The following is an 18,882-nucleotide window of genomic DNA, read 5'->3' on the forward strand; positions in this document are numbered from 1 at the left end:
TTGGGGACATGCGTACAGGACTCCTGAAACCCGCTCTCCGGACGCTGCCGGCCCTCGCGCCGGTCCTGGCCGCACCGCTCGCGTGGGCCGCCTGGCTGGGCTGGGACCAGCACCCGGACGTACAGCCGGACGGCTCGACGACGGGTCCGTACGAGGCGTGGCAGGTGATCGGGCTGGTCCTGACCCTGCTGATACCGGTGTGCTGGACCGCGTCCCGGCACCACATCGCGAGCGCCGTCCTCGGCACCACGGTGGGCCTGACGGCCGCGGCCTGGTACGACTGGTCGGACGACTCCAGCGGCCTCTTCGCGATCGGCGTGGCCCTGGTCATGATCGGCACTCTCGCCGCGACGGCCGCGGTCTCCGGCATGATCGCGCTGGCGACGCGGGACGTCGGCCGCTGAGCAGGCGCGGGACGTCGCCCGCTGGGCAGACGCGGACATCGGCCGCTGGGCAGACGCGGACATCGGCCGCTGAGCACACGCGGTACATCGCCCGCTGAGCAGACGCGGGGCGCCGGCCGCTGAGCAGACGCGGGGCGCCGGCCGCTGAGCAGAACGGGTGACCGGCGCTCAGGGAGTACGCGCACACCGCCGGCCGGGTGCCTCCGTCAGCGTCCCGTCAAGGCCGCCCCGATCGCCGTAAGCGTCCCGTCAGGGCCCGCCGGGAACCCCCGCACGCCCCCGGGCCCCGGGCATACCGTCGAGGCCGAGCCCCGGTCCGCCTCCCCGCGTCCGGGGCGCTCCAGGACACGCGTTCCCCGCATTCCGGAGGCACCCATGGCAGAACCGCTGTACGGCGACGACCCCGAGCCCTCCGATCCGTTCCCGGCCGGACCCCTGTACGTGCCCGTCCGGCCGGGCCCTTCCGGGTGCGCGACCCGGCTCTTCCGCACCCCGCTCGGCGGCCGCACCGCCGTCGGCTTCACCACCGCGCGCCGGCTGGCCGCCACCCTCGGCCCCGGCCAGGCATGGATCCGGCTCGCCGAGCCCGCGCTGCGCGCGCTGACCGCACCGCTCGGCATCACCACCGTCACGGTGGACCCGCAGCTCACCGCCCCGGCGCCCACGCCGGTCACACCCGCCACGCTCGTGCTGCGGACCGCCTGAGAGGGGCAGCGCCGATGACCACGGTTCACAAACCCACCACCGCGTCGGTGGTGTGGCCCGCGACCGCCACCGAACCCCGCCCGGGCGACCTCCGCGTCGGCGGCGTACCGCTCGCCGAGGTCGCCGACCGCTTCGGCACCCCCGCCTACGTCCTGGACGAGGCCGAGGTCCGCCACCGCTGCCGTACCTACCGGGACGCCTTCCCCGACGCCGAAATCCTCTACGCCGCCAAGGCGTTCCTGTGCCGTGCCATGGCCCGCTGGGTGGACGAGGAGGGCCTCGGCCTGGACGTCTGCTCCGCCGGCGAACTGGAACTCGCCGTCACCACCGGCTTCCCGCCCGAACGGATCGTGCTGCACGGCAACGCCAAGTCCCCCCACGACCTGGACACCGCCCTGCGCCTCGGCGTCGGCCGCATCGTCATCGACAGCCCCGCCGAGATCGCCCGGCTGGCCGCCGCCGTCGGCCCGGACGGCCACCAGAAGGTCATGGTCCGGGTCGTACCCGGCATCAGCGCGGGCGGCCACGAGAAGATCCGCACCGGCACCGACGACCAGAAGTTCGGCCTGCCCATCGCCGACGGCTACGCCCAGCACGCCATCGCCCGCATCCTCGACCAGCCCCAGCTGCACCTCACCGGCCTGCACTGCCACCTGGGCTCGCAGATCACCAGCGTCAAGCCGTACCTCGTCGCCGTACGCCGCCTGGTCGGCCTGATGAGCCGGCTGTACGAGCAGCACGGCCTGGTCCTGCCCGAACTCGACCTCGGCGGCGGCCACGGCATCGCCTACCGCCCCGGCGAGGAGGCGCTGGACCTGACGGCGCTGGCCCGCAGGGTCCGCGCGGAACTCACGGACGCGTGCGCGGCGGCCGGGTTACCCGTCCCCCGTCTGATCATCGAGCCGGGACGGGCCGTCGTCGGCCCCGCGGGCATCGCCCTCTACCGCGTCCTGGCCGTGAAGCACACGGGCGATCGCGTCTTCGTCGCGGTCGACGGCGGCATGAGCGACAACCCGCGGCCGGCCCTGTACGGCGTCCGGTACGCACCCCGGCTGATCGGCCGGCGGCCCGGCACCGCGGCCCCGGCCCGGATGACCGTGGTGGGCCGGCACTGCGAGGCGGGCGACGTCCTCGCCGCCGACGTCGACCTCCCCGCCGACACCCGCCCCGGCGACCTGCTCGCCGTACCGGTGGCCGGCGCGTACCACCTCTCCATGGCCTCCGCCTACAACCTGGTCGGCCGCCCGCCGCTGATCGCCGTACGCGACGGCCTCGCCCGCCTCCTGGTCCGCCGCGAGTCCTTGGCGGACCTCCGCAGCCGGGACGTGGGCCTCTGACGCCCCTTTCGGGTGACAGCGGTCAAGTCCTCGGTGGGGGCAGGCGGTTGCTTTCTACGGTGTGGCCGAGGTACGGCACACCACGGGGAGCGGCCATGCACACCATCAAGATCACCACGGGCGAGGGCGGCGGACGCACGATTCCGGACCTGTACCGCTGGCTGCGGTCGGACCCGCGGATCGGCGGGTACGCCGACGTGAGCCTCGGCTCCTCCCGGCCGGTCACCGGCACCATGGGCGCCTGGGACGTCGTCAACCTGGTGTTCACCCAGGCCACCGCCGCCCTGAACCTCGCCCTCTCCTACGCGGCCTGGCGCGCCACCCGCCCCACCGCCCCGGCCGTCACCTTCACCGCCGACGGCAGATCGGTCACCGTACGGGGGAAGTGCGACGAGGCGACGGTACGGCTGATCGCGGAGCTGGTGAACGGGGTGGGCGACGGGACGCGGGCGCAGGCGGACCATCGTGACGGCACGGAGTCCGCGTAGTGCCGTCGCTGTCGGATCCCGCCGCATCGCGCGCGGTGCTCATCGCCGTGGACACCTACCGCTGCGTGGACGGCCACGAGCCCATGGAACCCCTGCCGTCCGTCGCCCGAGGCGCGCAGCGGCTCGCGCACCTGCTCAGGGACCCCGCCGTGTGGGGCCTGCCCCGGAAGAACTGCGTGGTGCTGTCCAACCCGGCCCGGCCGGACATCGTCCTGGACACGGTCTCCAGGGCCGCGCGCGCCGCCACCGACACGCTCCTCGTCTACTTCGCCGGCCACGGATGGCTGGAGAGCGACAACGACCTGTGCCTCATGCTGCCCGACTCGCACCCGGACCAGCTCATCCGAGCACTGAGATACCGGGACCTGAGGTCCGTCCTGCTGGCCCGACGCCGGGCGCACAGCCAGGTCGTCATCCTCGACAGCTGCTTCTCCGGCACCGCGGTCACCGGTGCCATGGGTGACGGCGCCGAGTCCGTGGCGAACCGAGCCCTGGTCGACCGCACGTACCTCATGACGGCCTGCGCTCCCCAGGAACTGGCCTACGCCCCACCCGACGAGACGTACCCGGCCTTCACGGGCGAACTGATCCGAACCCTGGAGCAGGGGATCCCCGGCGCCCCGGACCCACTCCCCATGGACGCGGTGTTCAAGCAGGTGAGGGACGCCCTGACGGCGAAGCAACGACCACGCCCCCAGGACAGGGCGATCAACGTGGGCCACGAGATCGCATGGGCACGCAACCAGGCACCCCCCGCCGTCCCGGCCCCGGACAGACGGCCAGGGCCCCCTCCACCGGCCCCCGCCCCCACCCGTGACCGCCGCTGGTGGCAGAGACGCCGGCTATGGCTCCCGGCAGCGGCGGCCTCCCTGACCGCCGTACCACTCCTCCTCCTCCTACCGCTCCAGCCGCACGGCGGGCACGAGACCGTACGGCCGTCCCACCTGAACCGCGACACAGACCCCTGCACGCTCACGGCCCCCGCCGCCCTCGGCCGCTTCGGCGACACCGAACAGGACCCGGCGTACGGCGGCTTCGACCGCTGCGACGTCCTGGTGCACCGGTCCGACGGCGGCACGGTCGACGTCAGGGTGGACCTGGACCGGGGAACACCGCAGGCGGCGACGCCGGGCCGGACGGTCGGCGCGGTCAAGGTGGTGGACAGCCCGCCGGCGGCGGGGGCCTGCGAGCGCCTGCTGTCACCGGCGGGCGACGACGTCACGGTGACCGTCAGTGCGAAGAGCGACGGTCAAGACGAGCCACCCCTGTGCGCCATCGCCGACGCCGCCGCGCACAGCGCGGCCGCCGCCCTGAACGAGGGCCGGGCCCGCCCCCGCAGGACGGCCTTCCCCCCGAACTCCTTGTTCCACCAGAACGCCTGCGACCTGATCGACGCGGAGCCCCTGCACGCGGGCGCCCCGCGGCCGGGCTTCGGAAACTGGCTGTGCCGCTACTCCAGCACGACCGCCGACCTCGACGCGGTCGTCTTCTTCGACCGCGGCCGACCCCCGTCTTCTGCTGACGGCACCCCCACCCGCATCCAGGGCCACCGAGCCCTGATCCAGCCGGAAGCGGACGGCGCCGGCACCTTCCAGGTACAGGTGATCCAGCGCACCTACACGGACGCCCACCACCACGACCTGACGGAAACCCTGAACATCATCCTCCGCGGCGACGCCCCCCAGAACGACCTGCGCCGCACGGCCACCACTCTCGCCGGCACAGCGACCGCGAAACTACCGAAGCCGACCTAGGCGCGGGAGGGCGGTCGAGTACGTCACGCTGGTCGTACGCCGCCTGGCCGGTCTGACGTCATACCTCTCCGGGGCCGGGCAGTCACCGCCCGGGCGCGGCGCCCAGCCGCGCCTCGCGGGCCTCCTGCGGAGCGCCCATGCTGGGTAAGAGGGCGCCGTCGTCTTGCGACTTGTCCTTCCCGAAGGCCGAAGGAAGGCGCCTGAGAGGAGGAGGAAGTCATGCGCATGCGCAGAATCCTGGGCCTCGCCCTGGCCGCGGCGACTCTCGCCGGCGTGAGCGCCGTCGGCGCTGTCAGCGCCGGGGCCGCCTCGGCTCCGAACATCTCCAGAGACGACTGCACGGCCGCCGGCGGACAGATCGTTTCACGCCCCTACGCCGGCGACGCCTGCCTGCTGCCTGACGGAACCACGCAGGCGATCACTTGACCGGTCGGCGCACGGCTGGTCAACCAGTCCGTCCTGAGGCCAACTATGCCCATGTCCGACGGGTCGCGTCACCGACCCCGCACCGACAGCCCTGTCACCCGAATGGCCCAACATGACGTGCCACCCACATGGGTGAAGATCAAGCTGGCTAGTGCCCCAACCGAGGCAATCCGCGAAAGGCGAACCCAATGCGCATTCGACGAATCGTCGCCGCCGTCATCGCCACGGCAGCCCTCGCCGGACTCGGCCTCTCAGGCGCCGCCACCGCACAAGGTGCCCCATCCGACGTCACCCCTTCCGAGTGCAAGCAGGGCGGCGGAACACCCGATCTGTCGGACAACCTCTGCAAGGGCGGTACGCACGACGGGGAGAAGGTCGACTGACCCCCACAAGGCGCCCCACAGCCACGCGCCGTGGGGCGCTCCCGCGCGAGCGTAGCCGCTACCTTGGACCGCTCCAGCCGAGCCACAACCGGGAGTTCGTGACCCAGCTCGAAGCGCCCCCCTGCAACTCGCGCACGGTGACCCCGCCAGCCATGGATGCGCGCCGCGTCGTCCCCTGGGAACCCAAGCGCGTGTTCCCCGTGCGCGCCGGCATGGTCGAACGCTTCCGACCCGTGGTCGACGTGGGCGTCGGGTTGCGGCCTGCGGCAAGGAAAACCCGCCCCGCGACCCGCGCGGTAAGCACAGGTCGGGGGCCTGACGGCAGAACCTGCTTCTTCTTGCCCTGGGTCTTGCCGGGGATCTTGGTGAGTTGGGTCTTCGCTGGTCGGGGCGATGGGCTCGTGCGCCTAGTGGTGGTCGTTGGTCGTCATTGGCCACTATCGAGCGGCCTCGGACGGCCCAAAGACGGCCCAGCCGGGGCCCTCGGACTTCGTCATGTCGCGTTGTCAGTGGGGGCGGCTACTGTGCACCCGCCAAAGAGGTCCACACCCTGGGGAGGGGCTTTGGGAGCCAAGACGGGCTTTCTGGTGTACGCCGACGGCGACGTACCGGGGCTGCTGCGAGAAGCAGGCACAGCGGACCTCGCAGGCACGGCCGGCATGATGCGGCTGCTCTACCCGGGCTGCGAGATAGAGGAGAGCGAGGGCTCGCCTCTCTGGGACGGCGTTTACCCCCCGGAGGGGACGGCGTACGCGGCGAGCTGGCCCGGCGTCGAGGTCATCGGCGACCAGCGGGTGATGATCGACTTTCCTTCCCAGCTCCCGGAACACCTCGTCGCGGCGAGCATAGGCCGGCGGCTCGTGCTGCACGCCATGCACAGCGTCGTGGACTGGCTCGCGTTCGCCGTGTGGGAGGACGGCCGACTCGTCCGCTCTCTGAGCCTGTCCCCGGACAGCGGCATCATCGAGAACATCGGCGAACCACTCGCTTTCGAGCTGCCCTACTGGGCCGGAGACCGCCCGGCCGACGTCATTCCCTGGCCGGACGAGGACGAAGAGCCGTATCCACTGCCGTTCCACCCTTTGGAACTGGGCGAAGACGCACTGCGCGCGCTCTGCGGCTTCGTATTGGAGGGCCGTCCCGAACCGGATGACATCGACATGGACAGCATCCGACTGCACGGCTTCCGAGTCCGGGACCCGCACCGCCCTGATCTCGCGGAGCGGGAAGCGACGTTGCAAAGGGCCACGGAAGCCATGGGGCCACCGCGCTTCTTCTCTCTTGGCCCTGACGGCTCACTCATGGAGCGCGACGGCTTCTAGCTCGGGATTTCTTCGTCCTGAAGCACTCAGGCGATCCGGCGCACGCGGGTGAGCACGTCGAGCGCGCAAGCCGGAGCGCACGCTGACGAGGACCAAGCCGAGGTCCTCGACCGCTTGCCACGCGCGCGGGATGCGAAGGACGTCTGAGACGTCAGCCTCAGGGTTGCCCGGGTCCACTCCTCGCTGATGAGCCGGATACTCTCCCAGGTGGGGACGGCAGTGAAGCGGCAGTGAAACCAGGGCTGGTCAATGCGATCGAGCGTGAAAGTCGCAATGACGACCTCACCACGCTCCAACCGCCAAGAACGTGTAGTTACGGGCCTCACACCAGAAGGTGATGTTCTCCGGCACGGTACCGCCGAGGACATCACCTTCTGATCCGTAGCTCTACAGAGATCGGTCGGAGAGGGGCATACAGGTCGTGTAGCGGCCCCGAGGGGGCGCTACGGGGTGGCGCCGGTTGCTGTGGTTGCTGTATCCGGCTGCTGTACAGCAGGATCCCGGTGGGGGGTGACGGCATGGAGCGGGAACTACTCGAACGGCTGCTGGTCGGCAGCGACGAGGCGTCCGTGGCTGCCCTGGCTGCGCTCCGCTGCGGCGGTTCCCACGTGGTCTGGGAGGGGACCACGTCTGCTGGGGCGCTCGCCCGTGTCTATGAACGTCGACTGCGGTACACACGCCGCCGGGGCATCGAGACCACGAGCCTGGCCCATGCCGTGAATCAGCTCGGCCGGCATCAGCACCCAGTCCGCCTGGGGCAGATCAGGGCTGCCGATGGCGCCTGGACTTTCATGCTGTTCCTCACCGAGGACGGCAGCAGGCTGATCGCGTGCACCGGCGTCCGACGGACCTCCGTGTGAACCTCAACCCGCGACAGTCAGCCACGACGGCGGGTGCACCAACCGACCACGCACGCGTGTGCCTTGCTTCACCCCCACCGGGCCCAGCTACGCTCCCACTGCCGTCCACCAGGGCAAGGCACGACGGCCGGCCCGTGCTCACGGCACCTGAGCCCTCGGCTTGGGAAGCTCAGGGCGTCCGAGGTTTGCTCCAGGCCTGAACTGCAGCAGCACGACGTAGACGCGCGGTAGACGGCCGATTGGTTCCCCGCTGTCGCCCGTGGTTCCCCGCACGATCTGGCACGCGCCTGGCACGGGTCATTTATTGTCGCACCGCTCCAAGACCAGGGCTATGGAGCCATCTTCGCGCGCGGGGAGCCGGGTGGCGGCGGGCCGCAGACCTCAGCACGACCTCCGGCTCTGTGATGCGGATCACTCAAAATTCCGGGGTGAGGATTGCCGGTTCGGGGCCTTCCGGGGCCCGAAAGGGGACAGGCTCGCCCATCAACTGCCGGAGGACCACCCATGACGTCCGAAGCTCCCGAAGAACCGCAGGCACAGGAAGTGGCGGCATCGCCTGAGACAGTCCCACCCTGTGAGGAGAACGTGTCGGAGACGGAGGAAGTCGAGGATCTCGACGCCTTTTACGCACGCTATGGCCTGGTCAGGCGGTGGCGGGTTCTTCCCGAGCCGAAGACCGTACCCATTGATCCGCAGTCCAATCGCGGCCTCCCCGTACTAGGTGAAGACGACCTCATTGCGTACGGGGGCGATGGGGGAGTCCGCGACAGCTCCTACTTCTACTTCGGCAACGAAAGGGACGGTGGACGACTGCTGGCAGGACGCCTGTTCCGGACCAACTCGAAACTCGAACCCTGGGAGATCGTGCGGACCTGGACCGACGGTGAGGTCGACAGCCCATGGGCTAGAACGGCCACCACCGGCAAGCCCGGTTCTCCGGAGGCTAGTGCGGAGGCCCGTGAGGCCAGACTCGCGGCACGGGCCGTGGAAGCACGGAATGAGGCGGTGCTCGGCAACACCGAGCTCATCGAGGACTTCATGGCCGCTGACCTCGGCCTGTGGCGTGGAGCCCGCTGGCAGGAACCGGTGACAACGGCTCTCCTCGGCGACTGGGCGAGCACCCTGTACACGCACGGCACCATCCGCCGGGGGGCTCTCTCCCGGCTGATGCATGAGGTGAGGGAGATCCACCGACAGCTCACGCCACTGTGGCGTCGGCGCTGCGCCGGAGAGCGGCTACTCAGCCTGGATGTCCTTGTTCTGGAGAATGGGCTGACTCTCGCCGACCTCGTCGCTGGAGGGCCCGACCCGGCCGACATCCTTACCGGGACGCTGCCTGATGATCCGCGTGTGCTCACCGTGCTGGAGCAGATGTCCCCGATCGAGAGGGCAGTCGCGCTCGCCTGGAGCCGTTCGGGCACGTCGAGTTGGACCGAGGCGGCCGCCACGGTATTGGCCCTCACCTCGCAAGTGTACGTGCAGGGTGACGCCGAAGCTCTGGGTGAGCGAGTACGCCGCAAACTCAAGCGGCTCGGTCGCCGTGTGCGTTCCAGTTGGGATGGCGAGGAGACGTCCCGTTTCCGAGCGGCTCAGTCGCCTGTTGTCGGTCGAGTCGATGACCGCGCAGCGACCGGGCGGGAGGCGTGAATGCCTGACACATTAACTCTCGCCCTGATCACCCTGGTCGGCTGCTTCGTCGTGCGTGAATCTCGGCGCGACGAACGGCTAGGCGCTGCGCTCTTGGTCGGCGTTGCCGTTGTGGCACTGATGCTGACGCTCTACGGGGCGGGTCCTGACTGACAGCGGTCGGCTGTAGGCCGCTTGTAGGCCGACGCGAGGCCGACAGGGGTCTGACCCGCGATGCGGATCAGACCCCTGTCGTGGTGTTTCAACTGTCGGGGTTGCGGCATCTGAGCCCACGACCTCTTTGTCCCGAAGCAACTCGGGCGAGGCCGCTCCCTTGGGCTGCTGCGCCTCTCACCTGTACTGATCGTCTGCAGACGTTCGCGCTCGTCCGCCGCTGCTCGTCGGCGTTGTCACGCAGTTAGACACTCACCGCTCCCGCGCTTCCCCTTACTCAGGGCAGAGATCTAGCGCGCGGTCGATCAACGTACCGGTCTCTGCCCTCAACCCTTGGGCCGCCCAGGAATCGATGGGATGAGAGGCCACAATCTCCTCCGCGCTTGGGTACTCCGGCTCCTCCACACCCTCTGTGGCGACACTGTTGTAGTCCAAGCGGTACTTTTCCCCGCCGGTCTCGAAGACGATCACAGCAGGTGCCTCACAGTCGATCGTGCCCTCGTCGATGCCTTCCACGAAGGGCCAATCCGCACCGTACGCGGCGCGGGTTACGCTGATCGGTCCCTGTGGCTTGGCTGAGTTCTGGCTGCACCCGGTGAGGATTACCACGCCGACCACAGACAGTGCGGCAAGCTTCCGCATGTCCCCCCCTTGATCATTTGGGCGGCCAGGGTAACTGCGGTTGGCCATACGCGCGATTCCCAGGACAACGGAGCGTCAGTAGCCGAAGAGGCGAGGGCGAAGTCTCTGACCTGCGCCCCTCTTCGCGATCAACGCCCTGACCTGCGGCGAAGCGGTCGCCGGTTGTCAGTGTTAGTCACCCTCGCACGGCCCGGCGACGGCCCGACGGCATCACTTCCGCCGCTTGGCCTTCGCCTTCCGCTCGGCTTCCTTACGCTTCTGAATCGTGTATGGGGACCAGTCGCCGCGATGGCGGTCGCACCGAGATGCTCCGATCATGGCGAGCCGCCGGCACCTGGTCCCCTTCTCCGTCAGTGCTCCACACCTGGACTGCGTGGCTGCCACGCTTCCCCCTTAGAGCTGGTGGACCTTCGGACCGGGTAACCCTGCCAGCAGGCCGAAGCGCGAGGAGAGGCGCATGCTGAAGCACGATCTCTCCCAGTCGGCGCGCAGGGGCGCACGCTTTCCAAGTCTGTTGGCTTAGATCAGAGGCTTGTTCTCAGTCGTTCGCCTGCGTGGACCCATCCGTTCGAGGCGTTGGCGAGGCTGCTGGACTCGTCCAGACGGCGCTGAAGGCAGATGAATGAGACGGAAACTGAGGCGGCCCTTATGCCTCGGACGGGTCAACGCCGATCTTCTCGTAGTGCGCGCGACAGAACGCCACAAGGTCGTCCGCGTGGATAGCTCCATATTCCTCGGGCGATAGGGCTTCCACGGCCCGGATGATCTGATGGGCCGAGTGTGATCGGTACCCCTTGGCGCTGGCGCCGTCATCGACGGACACGCTCCAGTACTTCACGAGGATCGGCGAAGCCTGGAAGGTTTGGTACGTCTTCGTGTCACGCAGATCTTCGTCCTTGATCTCGACGTTCAACCCCTCGGACAGGGCCTCACGGGCGTAGGTCAGAGCGGCTTCAAGATCCAGCGTGTACAGGGTGAGTGGACGCCCGTTGGGCTCGCGAGGGATGGCCATGCCTGCACCCTAAGGTTGGATAGCAGGCAGGTGAGGGGCTTTGGAAACCTCCGGCCAGCGCAAGCCACAACCTTCTCCGACTCCCATCCCGTACGCCAGGGGCCGCGTCTGCTCGGCTCTGCCTGGGTCGACGGTGTACGGGATGGGAGCGCCCCCGCGCACGCCCCAACGAACCCGCAGTCGGCGACGGCGCCCCCTCCATCCCGGTGCCGACCGATCCTTCGCCGGAGGCATCGTTCTGACCCATGGCCGCTCTCGGTGGCACTCGCTCTGTGGCCTTAGGTCGCTGCCACGCGCGCGTGGAGCGGAGCGAGCCGCCTTGAACCAGTAGAGAAAGTTGTAACTCACTCTTCAGGGCGGGGTGTGTCCGGTCCCGGTAGATGCTTGACAGTTCGGTCCCAGCTGATGGTTGACAGTGGCCGTGTTCGGCTTTTCTGTGCGCGTCGTTGCGGTGCGTGTGGGGAGGCCGGGATTGGCGCTGGTGGAGTTGTCGGTTGTCGAGCAGAGATACCGGGCTGCCTGGCTGTGCTGGCGGGTGCGACGGTGACCGAGGTCGCCGCGTCGCTGGGGGTGTCCCGGCAGACGGTCAGCGGCTGGAAGTCGAGGTATGAGGCTTCGGGTCTGGCCGGGTTGGCGGACCGTTCGCGTAGGCCGGCGTCGTGTCCGCATCAGGCGTCTGCCGAGGTGGAGGCGGCGGTGTGTGAGCTGCGGCGCAAGCATCCGAAGTGGGGTCCGCGGCGGATCGCTCATGTGCTGGAGCGGTCCGGGACGGTGAGTCCGGTGCCGTCACGGATGACGGTGTATCGGATCCTGGTCCGTCATGGACTGGTGGAGCCGGGGGTGCGGCGCCGGAGCGGTCGGATTACAAGCGCTGGCAGCGGGACCGTCCGATGCAGTTGTGGCAGATGGACATCGTCGGCGGTGTGATGCTGGTCAACCCGGTCACCGGCGAGCTGACCGAGGCGAAGGTCGTGACCGGGGTGGATGATCATTCCCGGTACTGCGTGATCGCGTCGGTGGTCGAGCGGGCGACCGGGCGGGCGGTCTGCGCGGCCTTCGTCCGGGCCTTGCAGGCGTTCGGGGTGCCGGAGGAGGTGCTGACCGACAACGGCAAGCAGTTCACCGACCGGTTCGGGCAGGGTGGTGAGGTGTTGTTCGACCGGATCTGCCGGGAGAACGGGATCGCGCACCGGCTCACCCAGCCGGCCTCGCCGACCACGACGGGCAAGGTCGAGCGGTTCCATCAGACCCTGCGGCGCGAACTCCTCGACGACTGCGGAGCGTTCGAGAGCATCGAAGCGGCTCAGGCGGCGCTGGATGAGTGGGTGGAGGAGTACAACTCCATGCGTCCGCATCAGGCCCTGGATATGCAGTCTCCGGCGGACCGGTTCGCCCCGGTTGCGGAGCAGGAGCGGGACGTACTGGGCCTGAAGATCCCTGGCGTGCTTGCGCTGGTGCCGCAGCAGCGGACACCCCCAGAGGATCCGGAGCCGGCTCCGACCGAAGCCTGCGAGGTTCCTGCCGCCCTGCCTGAGGTGCCGGCGGTGGTGCCGGTGGAGCCCGGTGGGCCGGTGGAGTTCGAGCGGGTGGTGCCTGCGAGTGGGAATCTGCAGGTCGCGGGCAAGCAGTTCTGGCTCGGTCCGGCCCGCTCAGGCCTGACGGTGACCTTCTGGGCCGACACCTCGGTGATCCATCTGCTGATCGCCGGGGCGCGGATCAAGACCGTGCGGTCGCACTTGTCGGTGGCGGATCTGGGGCGGCTGGCGGCCCGGGGCGGACGTCCGGCGGGGCTGGCCCCGCTACCGGGCGGTGACGGGGCGGCGTTCGAGGTGGACCGGGTGGTGAACAACAGCTGCCTGGTGGGCCTGGGCGGGCACCAGGTGCTGGCGGCAGAGATCCTGGGCGGCCGCCAGGTGGGTGTCCGCATCGACGCCGAGACGCTGTCGTTCTTCGATCCGTCTTCGCGGGAACTGCTGCGGGTGCGGCCCAACCCGCTGATCAGTGAGGAAGTCCGCAGGCTGCGGGGCCTGCGTCCGGCCGGACCGCCGCCACGTCCCGGCATCGAGCCCGTGCGTGTGCAGCGGCGGGTCAGCGCGGTCGGCACAGTCATGGTCTGCCGGCAGGTCGTCTCCCTCGGCCGCCCCTACGCGGGGCAGACCGTGACCGTCCACGTCTCGGACTCCACGATCAGCGTCGAGCTGGACGGCCAGGACCGGGTGATCCGGCGCACGACCGACGTCCCGGTCCGTAACGTGAAAGCGAACAAGCCCCACGGGGCTCCCTACGTTGTCTAGGCCCACCGTCAAGCATCACCCGGGACCGGAACGTCAGGCATCAGCTGGGATCCGACACTGTCTGGTGGGGCACGAAGTCGTACGCAGACGACGGAAGTTCGGCAGCCTGACGGTGCACAAGTGGCAGGAAGAGCACCGGTCGGATCGTCCAGGTGATGCGGGTCTTGGCGTGGGGCACTGACACCGTGCACGGTTCGGCGCGCAGCAAGGCTCGTCGGGTCTCGACGCGGCCCTCGTACAGCCACTCCCAGGCCTCGTCGGAGGCGTCCGCGTCCAGGGCCGGTGAGACCGTGCGGAGGGCGACCGCTACCCAACGGTCCGCCTGCTGTGCCGAGTGCGCGTCGAACGATGCCAGCAGCACCGGCCCCCACTGGTTGGTCAGGTCCTCGGTCCAGCACTCGCACCAGTAGCCGAATCGCCCCGCCTCCCTCGGAGTGCGCGGCTCGGTCCGAGTCACCGGGCAGCCGCCCCTCCGGCCCGGCAGTTCGGGCACTCGCAGGACGGGAAGGCGCTTGTGAACGGTGGCGGCCCTTCGAGGGGTGGGACGCTCACCGTGCCGCACTCCTGGGTCACGGCGCCGTAGCGGTTCACCCGGTACACCCTGATGGTCATCTTTGCGGCCGGCGGGTCATCCTGGGGCGGGCATGTAGCGTTCGTCATGTCGACGCTCCTTCGCAGCGTTGGCCGGCCCCGGGGTCGTTCGCGCGGCCGCCGGGGCGCATCTCGCCTCGCCGCCATCGCCTGGCGGTGACGAGGCGTGAGTAAAGAGTGACAAGCTGCTGGAGGAGGAACGCTCACAGTGTTGTGAGCGTGTGAGCGGGGCTAGAGGCCGACCCAGGCCGCCATGTGGTTGAGCGTCTCCGGTGTGCGGCGGGACTGGTGCACCAGGCCGGTGACCGTTTCCCGGGCGGCCGGGTGGTAGCGGGTCTGTTCGGGGGTCAGGCGGCGAGCGTCTACGAGGGACTTCAGCGCGGCGTCGGTATGCCCGGTCTCCATCTCCGCACGGGCCCGTTCGATCAGGAAGTGGGCGCGGCGTGAAGTAGGGAGCCGAGAAGGCAGTTTGATGTTCCGGGCCTGCTTCAGGGCATCGTCGTACTGGCACATCTCCACGGCGGCGGACATCTTGTGCAGGGCGACGTTGGCCGGGCCGAAGCTGAGCCAGTACACGTCGGAGGCGTCGCCGATGCGCTGTGCGATGCGGTGGGCCTCGCCGATGTGCTGTGCGACGGACGACCGTTGCTCGGCGCGGGCGGCGATGACAGCACCGCCGAGGTGCAATTGTCCGGCGACTGCGAGCGCTTCTCGTGAAGGATCGTTCTGCGCGATCACGTTGTGCCCGGTGGCGATGAGGCGTTGTCCGATCCGGTACTCGCCCTCACGGAAGTAGACCAGGGCCCGCATGTACTGCCGTACGGCGGCCAGACACGGGTCGGATGCACGGTGTGCTGCCCAGTCCATGCGGTCCAGAGCGACCGTGGACAGGTCGTAGTAGCCGAGCTTCACGCTGATGTCGTGCGCCGTGCGGTAAGCGGAGGACAGCGCCTGCCACAGTTCCGTAGAGGGGGTCGACCATGCCGTGTGGGTCAGCTCGGCGATGAGCCCGGGCAGGGCGCGGGCCGCACTACGCAAGTGAGTCGCCCGTACCTCGGCGCAGAGGTGGTCAGCGCCGGCGATGAGCTGTGGCGCCGGTCGGGCGGTCAGGTCCGGGTTGGGACCGAGGTCGTACAGGTCCAGGGACTCGCGGATCGGCCGGACCAGTTCCGCGAGGCGGTCGCGTTGCAGTTCCGTCACGTACGGCTGCCCGGTCAGGACCGTGACGTCGATGCTGAGGGCTTTCGCACAGGCGGCGACGAAGGCGGCGGTGGCCGGGCGCGCTCCGCATTCGACCTGGTTCAGGTAGCTGTAGGAATAGGGGAGTCGCTCGGCGAACTGCCGCTGGGTGAGTCTGGCCAGTCTGCGTTGTTCCTTGATGCGTGCACCCGCGTGGTCTTCACCCCGTGTCGGCATCTCGGCCTCCGTTCTGAGCACCCGCTGGGAACGGTACCCGGGTGGTCGTACGGCCATATGCCTTCCGACGCCTACTCACCCATGGGAGGCGTCGGTTGTGTGTGATCCGATAGGTGCATGACGACGACGCGCCGTGTCCTCTACCTCTTCGGCTCCGCCGCTCCGCCGGTGTTCGACATGGAGACTGTCATTGCGGACGCGCAGGATCGCGGCTTCGACGTGTGTCTCGGCCTGACGTCGACGGCGGCTCGCTGGCTGGAGCCGCAGAAGCTGAAATTGGAGCGGCTCACCGGGCACCCCGTGCGCAGCGCGTACAAGCTGCCGGGGGAGCCGGACGTGTGGCCGAAGGCGGATGTGATCGCGGTGGCTCCCGCGACCTTCAACACGGTCAACGCGTGGGCCCTCGGTATCACGCGAGAATTCGTGGTCGGCGTCGTCGCCGAAGGCATCGGCAAGGGCATCCCCATGGTGGCGATGCCCTGCGTGAACGCCGCCTACGTACAGCACCGGCAGTTCGAGCGGAGCGTCGCGGAACTGCGGGGGATGGGTGTGCGCGTTCTGTATGGCGAGGGCGGTTTTGTCCCGAACCAGCCAGGGCAGGGCAGTCCGAACGCGTATCCGTGGCACCTGGTGCTCGGTGCGGTCGAGGAGATCGGCGCGGGACGGTAGCCAAGATGAGCCGGCACCGTCACGCGTGGCGGCCCGGCCGAGCCGTTGTCGGCCCAGGGGCGGCCTCATCACGGCATCAAGCCCCTTGCCCGCGAGAAATCCGCGGGTAAGGGGCTTGATCAAGCAGGCTTACTTCTTCTTGCCCTGGTTCTTGACCGCCTCGATCGCGGCAGCCGCCGCCTCCGGGTCGAGGTACTTGCCGCCGGGGGTGAGCGGCTTGAAGTCGGCGTCCAGTTCGTAGTAGAGGGGGATGCCGGTCGGGATGTTCAGGCCCGCGATGTCGGCGTCGGAGATGCCGTCGAGGTGCTTGACGAGGGCGCGCAGGCTGTTGCCGTGGGCGGCGATCAGGACCGTGCGGCCGGTCAGCAGGTCGGGGACGATGGCGTCGTACCAGTAGGGGAGCATCCGGATGACGACGTCCTTGAGGCACTCGGTGCGCGGGCGCAGCTCCGGGGGGATCGTCGCGTAGCGGGCGTCGTGGGCCTGGGAGAACTCGGAGTCGTCCGACAGCGGCGGGGGCGGGGTGTCGTACGAGCGGCGCCAGAGCATGAACTGCTCCTCGCCGAACTCGGCCAGCGTCGCCGCCTTGTCCTTGCCCTGGAGGGCGCCGTAGTGGCGCTCGTTCAGGCGCCAGGAGCGGTGGACGGGGATCCAGTGGCGGTCCGCGGCCTCCAGGGCCAGCTGGGCCGTGCGGATCGCGCGCTTCTGGAGGGACGTGTGGACCACGTCGGGCAGGAGATCGGCGTCCTTCAGAAGCTCGCCACCGCGGACTGCCTCCTTCTCGCCCTTCTCGTTCAGGTTGACGTCCACCCAGCCGGTGAACAGGTTCTTCGCGTTCCACTCGCTCTCGCCGTGGCGGAGGAGGATCAGCTTGTACGGTGCGTCGGCCATGGCGTCGAGCCTACCTAAGGGGGGTCGGGGGCGAGACGCGCGCGGGCGCCGTAGCACGCCTGGCCATGGGGTGTGTGGGGGTGTGCTCTCCGTCTCGCTACGTTTCGGTTAATTCTCGTACAACCATTCGCTACATTCGCGTGTCTGGTTATCGCCAGGAAAGTCGAGGGTCAGGAAGAGGAGCACAGAACGTGACCGTGCGTTCCTTTGCGCGGCGGATACGACCGCGAGTCGAGCGGAAGGCCGCCGAGCGGGTGTGGCAGCTGCGTACCATGCGGCGGCGCCGCAAGGCGGCGGTCACGGATCCGGTGCTCCGCCCGGTGGCGGTGCGGGGGCAGCAGTTCTACGGCCGGGTGGTGGACCGGTTCACCGCCGCCGAGGCCGCCGCGTCGAATTTGGATCTTGTTGTCGGCGCGCTGGAACAGGAAGGCATTTCCTATTTCCTGGTCTCCTCCCGTACGCGGTACACGGTCGGCGTGAACGCGGCGGACCGGGAGCGGTTCCTCACCGCCCTGGAGGCGCGCCACGCCGGCACGGCCGTGTTCATCGGCCGGCCGCTGCCCGGCGGCCAGCTCAAGCACCCCGCCCTGTTCCTGGACGGCGTCCTGCCCACCGCGCTGCGCACCGCCCCCGTGCTGCGCGTCGGCGAGAACCACCTCGGCCCCGCCGGCCAGCTCCTCGCCGGGCCGGAGCTGGCCTGTGACGTGGAGTTCTGGGAGGACGGCGCGGAGCTGCTCGCCTCCGCCGACGGGCCCCGGCGGCTGGCCAAGGTGCAGCCGCAGGCCTCCGCCGACATCTTCGCCGAGTCGCTCGTCACGCCCCGTAACAACGGGATCACGGATGTGCTGCCGGCCAGTGAGCAGAAGCCGGTCAGCGTTCGGGTCGGCGAGCGGGAGCTGCCCAGCTTCGTGCCGCTCACCCTGCCCACCGTGAACCAGGTGACCTTCCCGGTCGACGTCGTCTACACCTGGGTGGACGGCGAGGAGCCGGCGATGCGGGCCAAGCGGGCCCGGTACCAGGAGAACGGCATCGCCGAGATCCTGGACAAGGAGACCAACGCCTCCCGCTACACCAGCCACGACGAGCTGAAGTACTCGCTGCGCTCGCTCGCGATGTACGCCGACTTCGTCCGGCACATCTACATCGTGACCGACGGCCAGAAGCCGCACTGGCTCGACGACACCGCCCCCGGGATCACGGTCGTCGACCACCGCGACATCTTCCCGGAGGACGTGCTGCCCGTCTTCAACTCGCACGCGATCGAGACCCGGCTGCACCACATCCCCGGCCTGTCCGAGCACTACCTGTACTTCAACGACGACGTCTTCGTCGGCCGCCGCGTCACCCCGGAGCACTTCTTCTTCGGCAGCGGCCTGATGAAGATCCCGGTGTCCCCGCTGAAGATCGGCGTCGGCAAGCCGCACGCCGAGGAGACCGCGACCAACTCCGCCAGCAAGAACGTACGGCGGCTGCTGCTGGAGAAGTTCGGGCGGATGACCACGAACAACTTCATGCACACCCCGCTGCCGCAGCAGCGCGGGGCGCTGCGGGCGCTGGAGGAACTGTTCCCGCAGGACATCGCCCGCACCACCGCGTCCCGCTTCCGCTCGCCGACCGACATCGCCATGACGGCGCCGCTGCTCTACCAGTACGCGCTGATGACGGGCCGTGGCGTGCCCGGCAAGTTCAGCTTCCGGTACGTGAACATCAGCCGGCCGGACGCCGAGCGGCGCCTGGCCGACCTGCGGCGCAACCGCCGCTTCGACTTCTTCTGCCTCAACGACGTCGACGTGCCGCCGGAGGAGCGGGAGCAGGTCAGCGTGCGGATGCACGAGTTCCTGGAGAACTACTTCCCCTTCCCGAGCCCCTTCGAGAAGCAGAGCTGACG

Annotated in this window: 17 protein-coding genes and 1 pseudogene; 13 read left to right on the forward strand and 5 right to left on the reverse strand. The window is 69.3% G+C overall.

Features of this window, described 5'->3' with window-relative positions; genetic code table 11:
- The first annotated feature begins 8 nt into the window (after nt 1–8).
- The 10 genes from ACZ4U1_RS09300 to ACZ4U1_RS09345 all read left to right on the forward strand — a co-directional run bounded on the left by ACZ4U1_RS09300 (nt 9) and on the right by ACZ4U1_RS09345 (nt 9,326).
- The gene (locus tag ACZ4U1_RS09300; RefSeq protein WP_467901561.1) at nt 9–404 is read left to right on the forward strand and encodes a hypothetical protein; all 396 of its coding nucleotides are present in this window, start codon (nt 9–11) and stop codon (nt 402–404) included.
- Nucleotides 405–779: 375 nt separating this feature from the next.
- Nucleotides 780–1,109: an SAV_915 family protein gene (locus ACZ4U1_RS09305; protein ID WP_467901563.1), complete on the forward strand. Its 330-nt coding sequence runs from the start codon at nt 780–782 to the stop codon at nt 1,107–1,109.
- 14 nt (nt 1,110–1,123) lie between these two features.
- Nucleotides 1,124–2,446 (forward strand): diaminopimelate decarboxylase, encoded by a 1,323-nt coding sequence (gene lysA, locus ACZ4U1_RS09310; protein WP_467901564.1) that lies wholly within the window; start codon nt 1,124–1,126, stop codon nt 2,444–2,446.
- A gap of 95 nt (nt 2,447–2,541) precedes the next feature.
- The gene (locus ACZ4U1_RS09315; protein WP_467901566.1) at nt 2,542–2,934 is read left to right on the forward strand and encodes an effector-associated constant component EACC1; all 393 of its coding nucleotides are present in this window, start codon (nt 2,542–2,544) and stop codon (nt 2,932–2,934) included.
- Nucleotides 2,934–4,688 carry a caspase family protein gene (locus tag ACZ4U1_RS09320; RefSeq protein WP_467901567.1) on the forward strand — a complete coding sequence of 585 codons (1,755 nt, stop codon included), beginning with the start codon at nt 2,934–2,936 and terminating at the stop codon, nt 4,686–4,688. Before ACZ4U1_RS09315 ends, ACZ4U1_RS09320 begins: the two co-directional genes overlap by 1 nt.
- Nucleotides 4,689–4,907: 219 nt before the next feature.
- Nucleotides 4,908–5,114: a hypothetical protein gene (locus ACZ4U1_RS09325; protein WP_467901569.1), complete on the forward strand. Its 207-nt coding sequence runs from the start codon at nt 4,908–4,910 to the stop codon at nt 5,112–5,114.
- A gap of 188 nt (nt 5,115–5,302) precedes the next feature.
- On the forward strand, nt 5,303–5,497 hold the full coding sequence (locus ACZ4U1_RS09330) for a hypothetical protein (RefSeq protein WP_467901571.1): 195 nt from the start codon (nt 5,303–5,305) through the stop codon (nt 5,495–5,497).
- A 563-nt stretch (nt 5,498–6,060) separates the two neighbouring features.
- On the forward strand, nt 6,061–6,819 hold the full coding sequence (locus tag ACZ4U1_RS09335) for a DUF6928 family protein (protein WP_467901573.1): 759 nt from the start codon (nt 6,061–6,063) through the stop codon (nt 6,817–6,819).
- A 518-nt stretch (nt 6,820–7,337) separates the two neighbouring features.
- Entirely contained in the window at nt 7,338–7,679 is a 342-nt protein-coding gene (locus ACZ4U1_RS09340; RefSeq protein WP_467901575.1) for a hypothetical protein, read from the forward strand.
- A 504-nt stretch (nt 7,680–8,183) separates the two neighbouring features.
- Nucleotides 8,184–9,326 carry a hypothetical protein gene (locus ACZ4U1_RS09345; protein WP_467901576.1) on the forward strand — a complete coding sequence of 381 codons (1,143 nt, stop codon included), beginning with the start codon at nt 8,184–8,186 and terminating at the stop codon, nt 9,324–9,326.
- Between the two features lie 426 nt (nt 9,327–9,752).
- Here the strand turns inward: ACZ4U1_RS09345 and ACZ4U1_RS09350 are convergent, their stop codons facing one another.
- Both ACZ4U1_RS09350 and ACZ4U1_RS09355 read right to left on the reverse strand, forming a co-directional pair.
- Nucleotides 9,753–10,121, reverse strand: a complete 369-nt coding sequence (locus ACZ4U1_RS09350; protein WP_467901577.1) for a hypothetical protein — start codon at nt 10,119–10,121, stop codon at nt 9,753–9,755.
- Between the two features lie 646 nt (nt 10,122–10,767).
- Entirely contained in the window at nt 10,768–11,133 is a 366-nt protein-coding gene (locus ACZ4U1_RS09355; RefSeq protein WP_467901579.1) for a hypothetical protein, read from the reverse strand.
- Nucleotides 11,134–11,620: 487 nt separating this feature from the next.
- On the opposite strand from ACZ4U1_RS09355, the pseudogene ACZ4U1_RS09360 reads away from it, so the two are divergent.
- Nucleotides 11,621–13,427 (forward strand): annotated as a pseudogene (locus ACZ4U1_RS09360) (IS481 family transposase).
- Nucleotides 13,428–13,467: 40 nt separating this feature from the next.
- Here ACZ4U1_RS09360 and ACZ4U1_RS09365 read toward each other — a convergent pair.
- Nucleotides 13,468–13,884, reverse strand: coding sequence for a hypothetical protein (locus ACZ4U1_RS09365; protein WP_467901581.1), 417 nt, complete (start codon nt 13,882–13,884; stop codon nt 13,468–13,470).
- 365 nt (nt 13,885–14,249) lie between these two features.
- Nucleotides 14,250–15,434, reverse strand: a complete 1,185-nt coding sequence (locus tag ACZ4U1_RS09370; protein WP_467901582.1) for a helix-turn-helix domain-containing protein — start codon at nt 15,432–15,434, stop codon at nt 14,250–14,252.
- Nucleotides 15,435–15,551: 117 nt separating this feature from the next.
- On the opposite strand from ACZ4U1_RS09370, the gene ACZ4U1_RS09375 reads away from it, so the two are divergent.
- Nucleotides 15,552–16,103: a flavoprotein gene (locus ACZ4U1_RS09375; protein WP_467901584.1), complete on the forward strand. Its 552-nt coding sequence runs from the start codon at nt 15,552–15,554 to the stop codon at nt 16,101–16,103.
- 129 nt (nt 16,104–16,232) lie between these two features.
- Here the strand turns inward: ACZ4U1_RS09375 and ACZ4U1_RS09380 are convergent, their stop codons facing one another.
- On the reverse strand, nt 16,233–16,994 hold the full coding sequence (locus tag ACZ4U1_RS09380) for a phosphoglyceromutase (RefSeq protein ID WP_467901586.1): 762 nt from the start codon (nt 16,992–16,994) through the stop codon (nt 16,233–16,235).
- A gap of 191 nt (nt 16,995–17,185) precedes the next feature.
- Here ACZ4U1_RS09380 and ACZ4U1_RS09385 point away from each other — a divergent pair, with 191 nt between their 5' ends.
- Nucleotides 17,186–18,880, forward strand: a complete 1,695-nt coding sequence (locus ACZ4U1_RS09385) for a stealth family protein (RefSeq protein WP_467901588.1) — start codon at nt 17,186–17,188, stop codon at nt 18,878–18,880.
- Nucleotides 18,881–18,882: the final 2 nt, after the last annotated feature.

The sequence above is a fragment of the Streptomyces sp. NPDC028928 genome, assembly GCF_055564915.1.

Bases quoted from the DNA above. Each gene is read 5' to 3' on its own strand.
- ACZ4U1_RS09350 (WP_467901577.1), bottom strand. From the start codon at position 10,121: ATGCGGAAGCTTGCCGCACTGTCTGTGGTCGGCGTGGTAATCCTCACC.
- ACZ4U1_RS09370 (WP_467901582.1), bottom strand. From the start codon at position 15,434: ATGCCGACACGGGGTGAAGACCACGCGGGTGCACGCATCAAGGAACAA.
- ACZ4U1_RS09300 (WP_467901561.1), top strand. From the start codon at position 9: ATGCGTACAGGACTCCTGAAACCCGCTCTCCGGACGCTGCCGGCCCTC.
- ACZ4U1_RS09340 (WP_467901575.1), top strand. From the start codon at position 7,338: ATGGAGCGGGAACTACTCGAACGGCTGCTGGTCGGCAGCGACGAGGCG.
- ACZ4U1_RS09355 (WP_467901579.1), bottom strand. From the start codon at position 11,133: ATGGCCATCCCTCGCGAGCCCAACGGGCGTCCACTCACCCTGTACACG.
- lysA (WP_467901564.1), top strand. From the start codon at position 1,124: ATGACCACGGTTCACAAACCCACCACCGCGTCGGTGGTGTGGCCCGCG.
- ACZ4U1_RS09315 (WP_467901566.1), top strand. From the start codon at position 2,542: ATGCACACCATCAAGATCACCACGGGCGAGGGCGGCGGACGCACGATT.
- ACZ4U1_RS09345 (WP_467901576.1), top strand. From the start codon at position 8,184: ATGACGTCCGAAGCTCCCGAAGAACCGCAGGCACAGGAAGTGGCGGCA.
- ACZ4U1_RS09380 (WP_467901586.1), bottom strand. From the start codon at position 16,994: ATGGCCGACGCACCGTACAAGCTGATCCTCCTCCGCCACGGCGAGAGC.
- ACZ4U1_RS09325 (WP_467901569.1), top strand. From the start codon at position 4,908: ATGCGCATGCGCAGAATCCTGGGCCTCGCCCTGGCCGCGGCGACTCTC.
- ACZ4U1_RS09330 (WP_467901571.1), top strand. From the start codon at position 5,303: ATGCGCATTCGACGAATCGTCGCCGCCGTCATCGCCACGGCAGCCCTC.
- ACZ4U1_RS09375 (WP_467901584.1), top strand. From the start codon at position 15,552: ATGACGACGACGCGCCGTGTCCTCTACCTCTTCGGCTCCGCCGCTCCG.
- ACZ4U1_RS09305 (WP_467901563.1), top strand. From the start codon at position 780: ATGGCAGAACCGCTGTACGGCGACGACCCCGAGCCCTCCGATCCGTTC.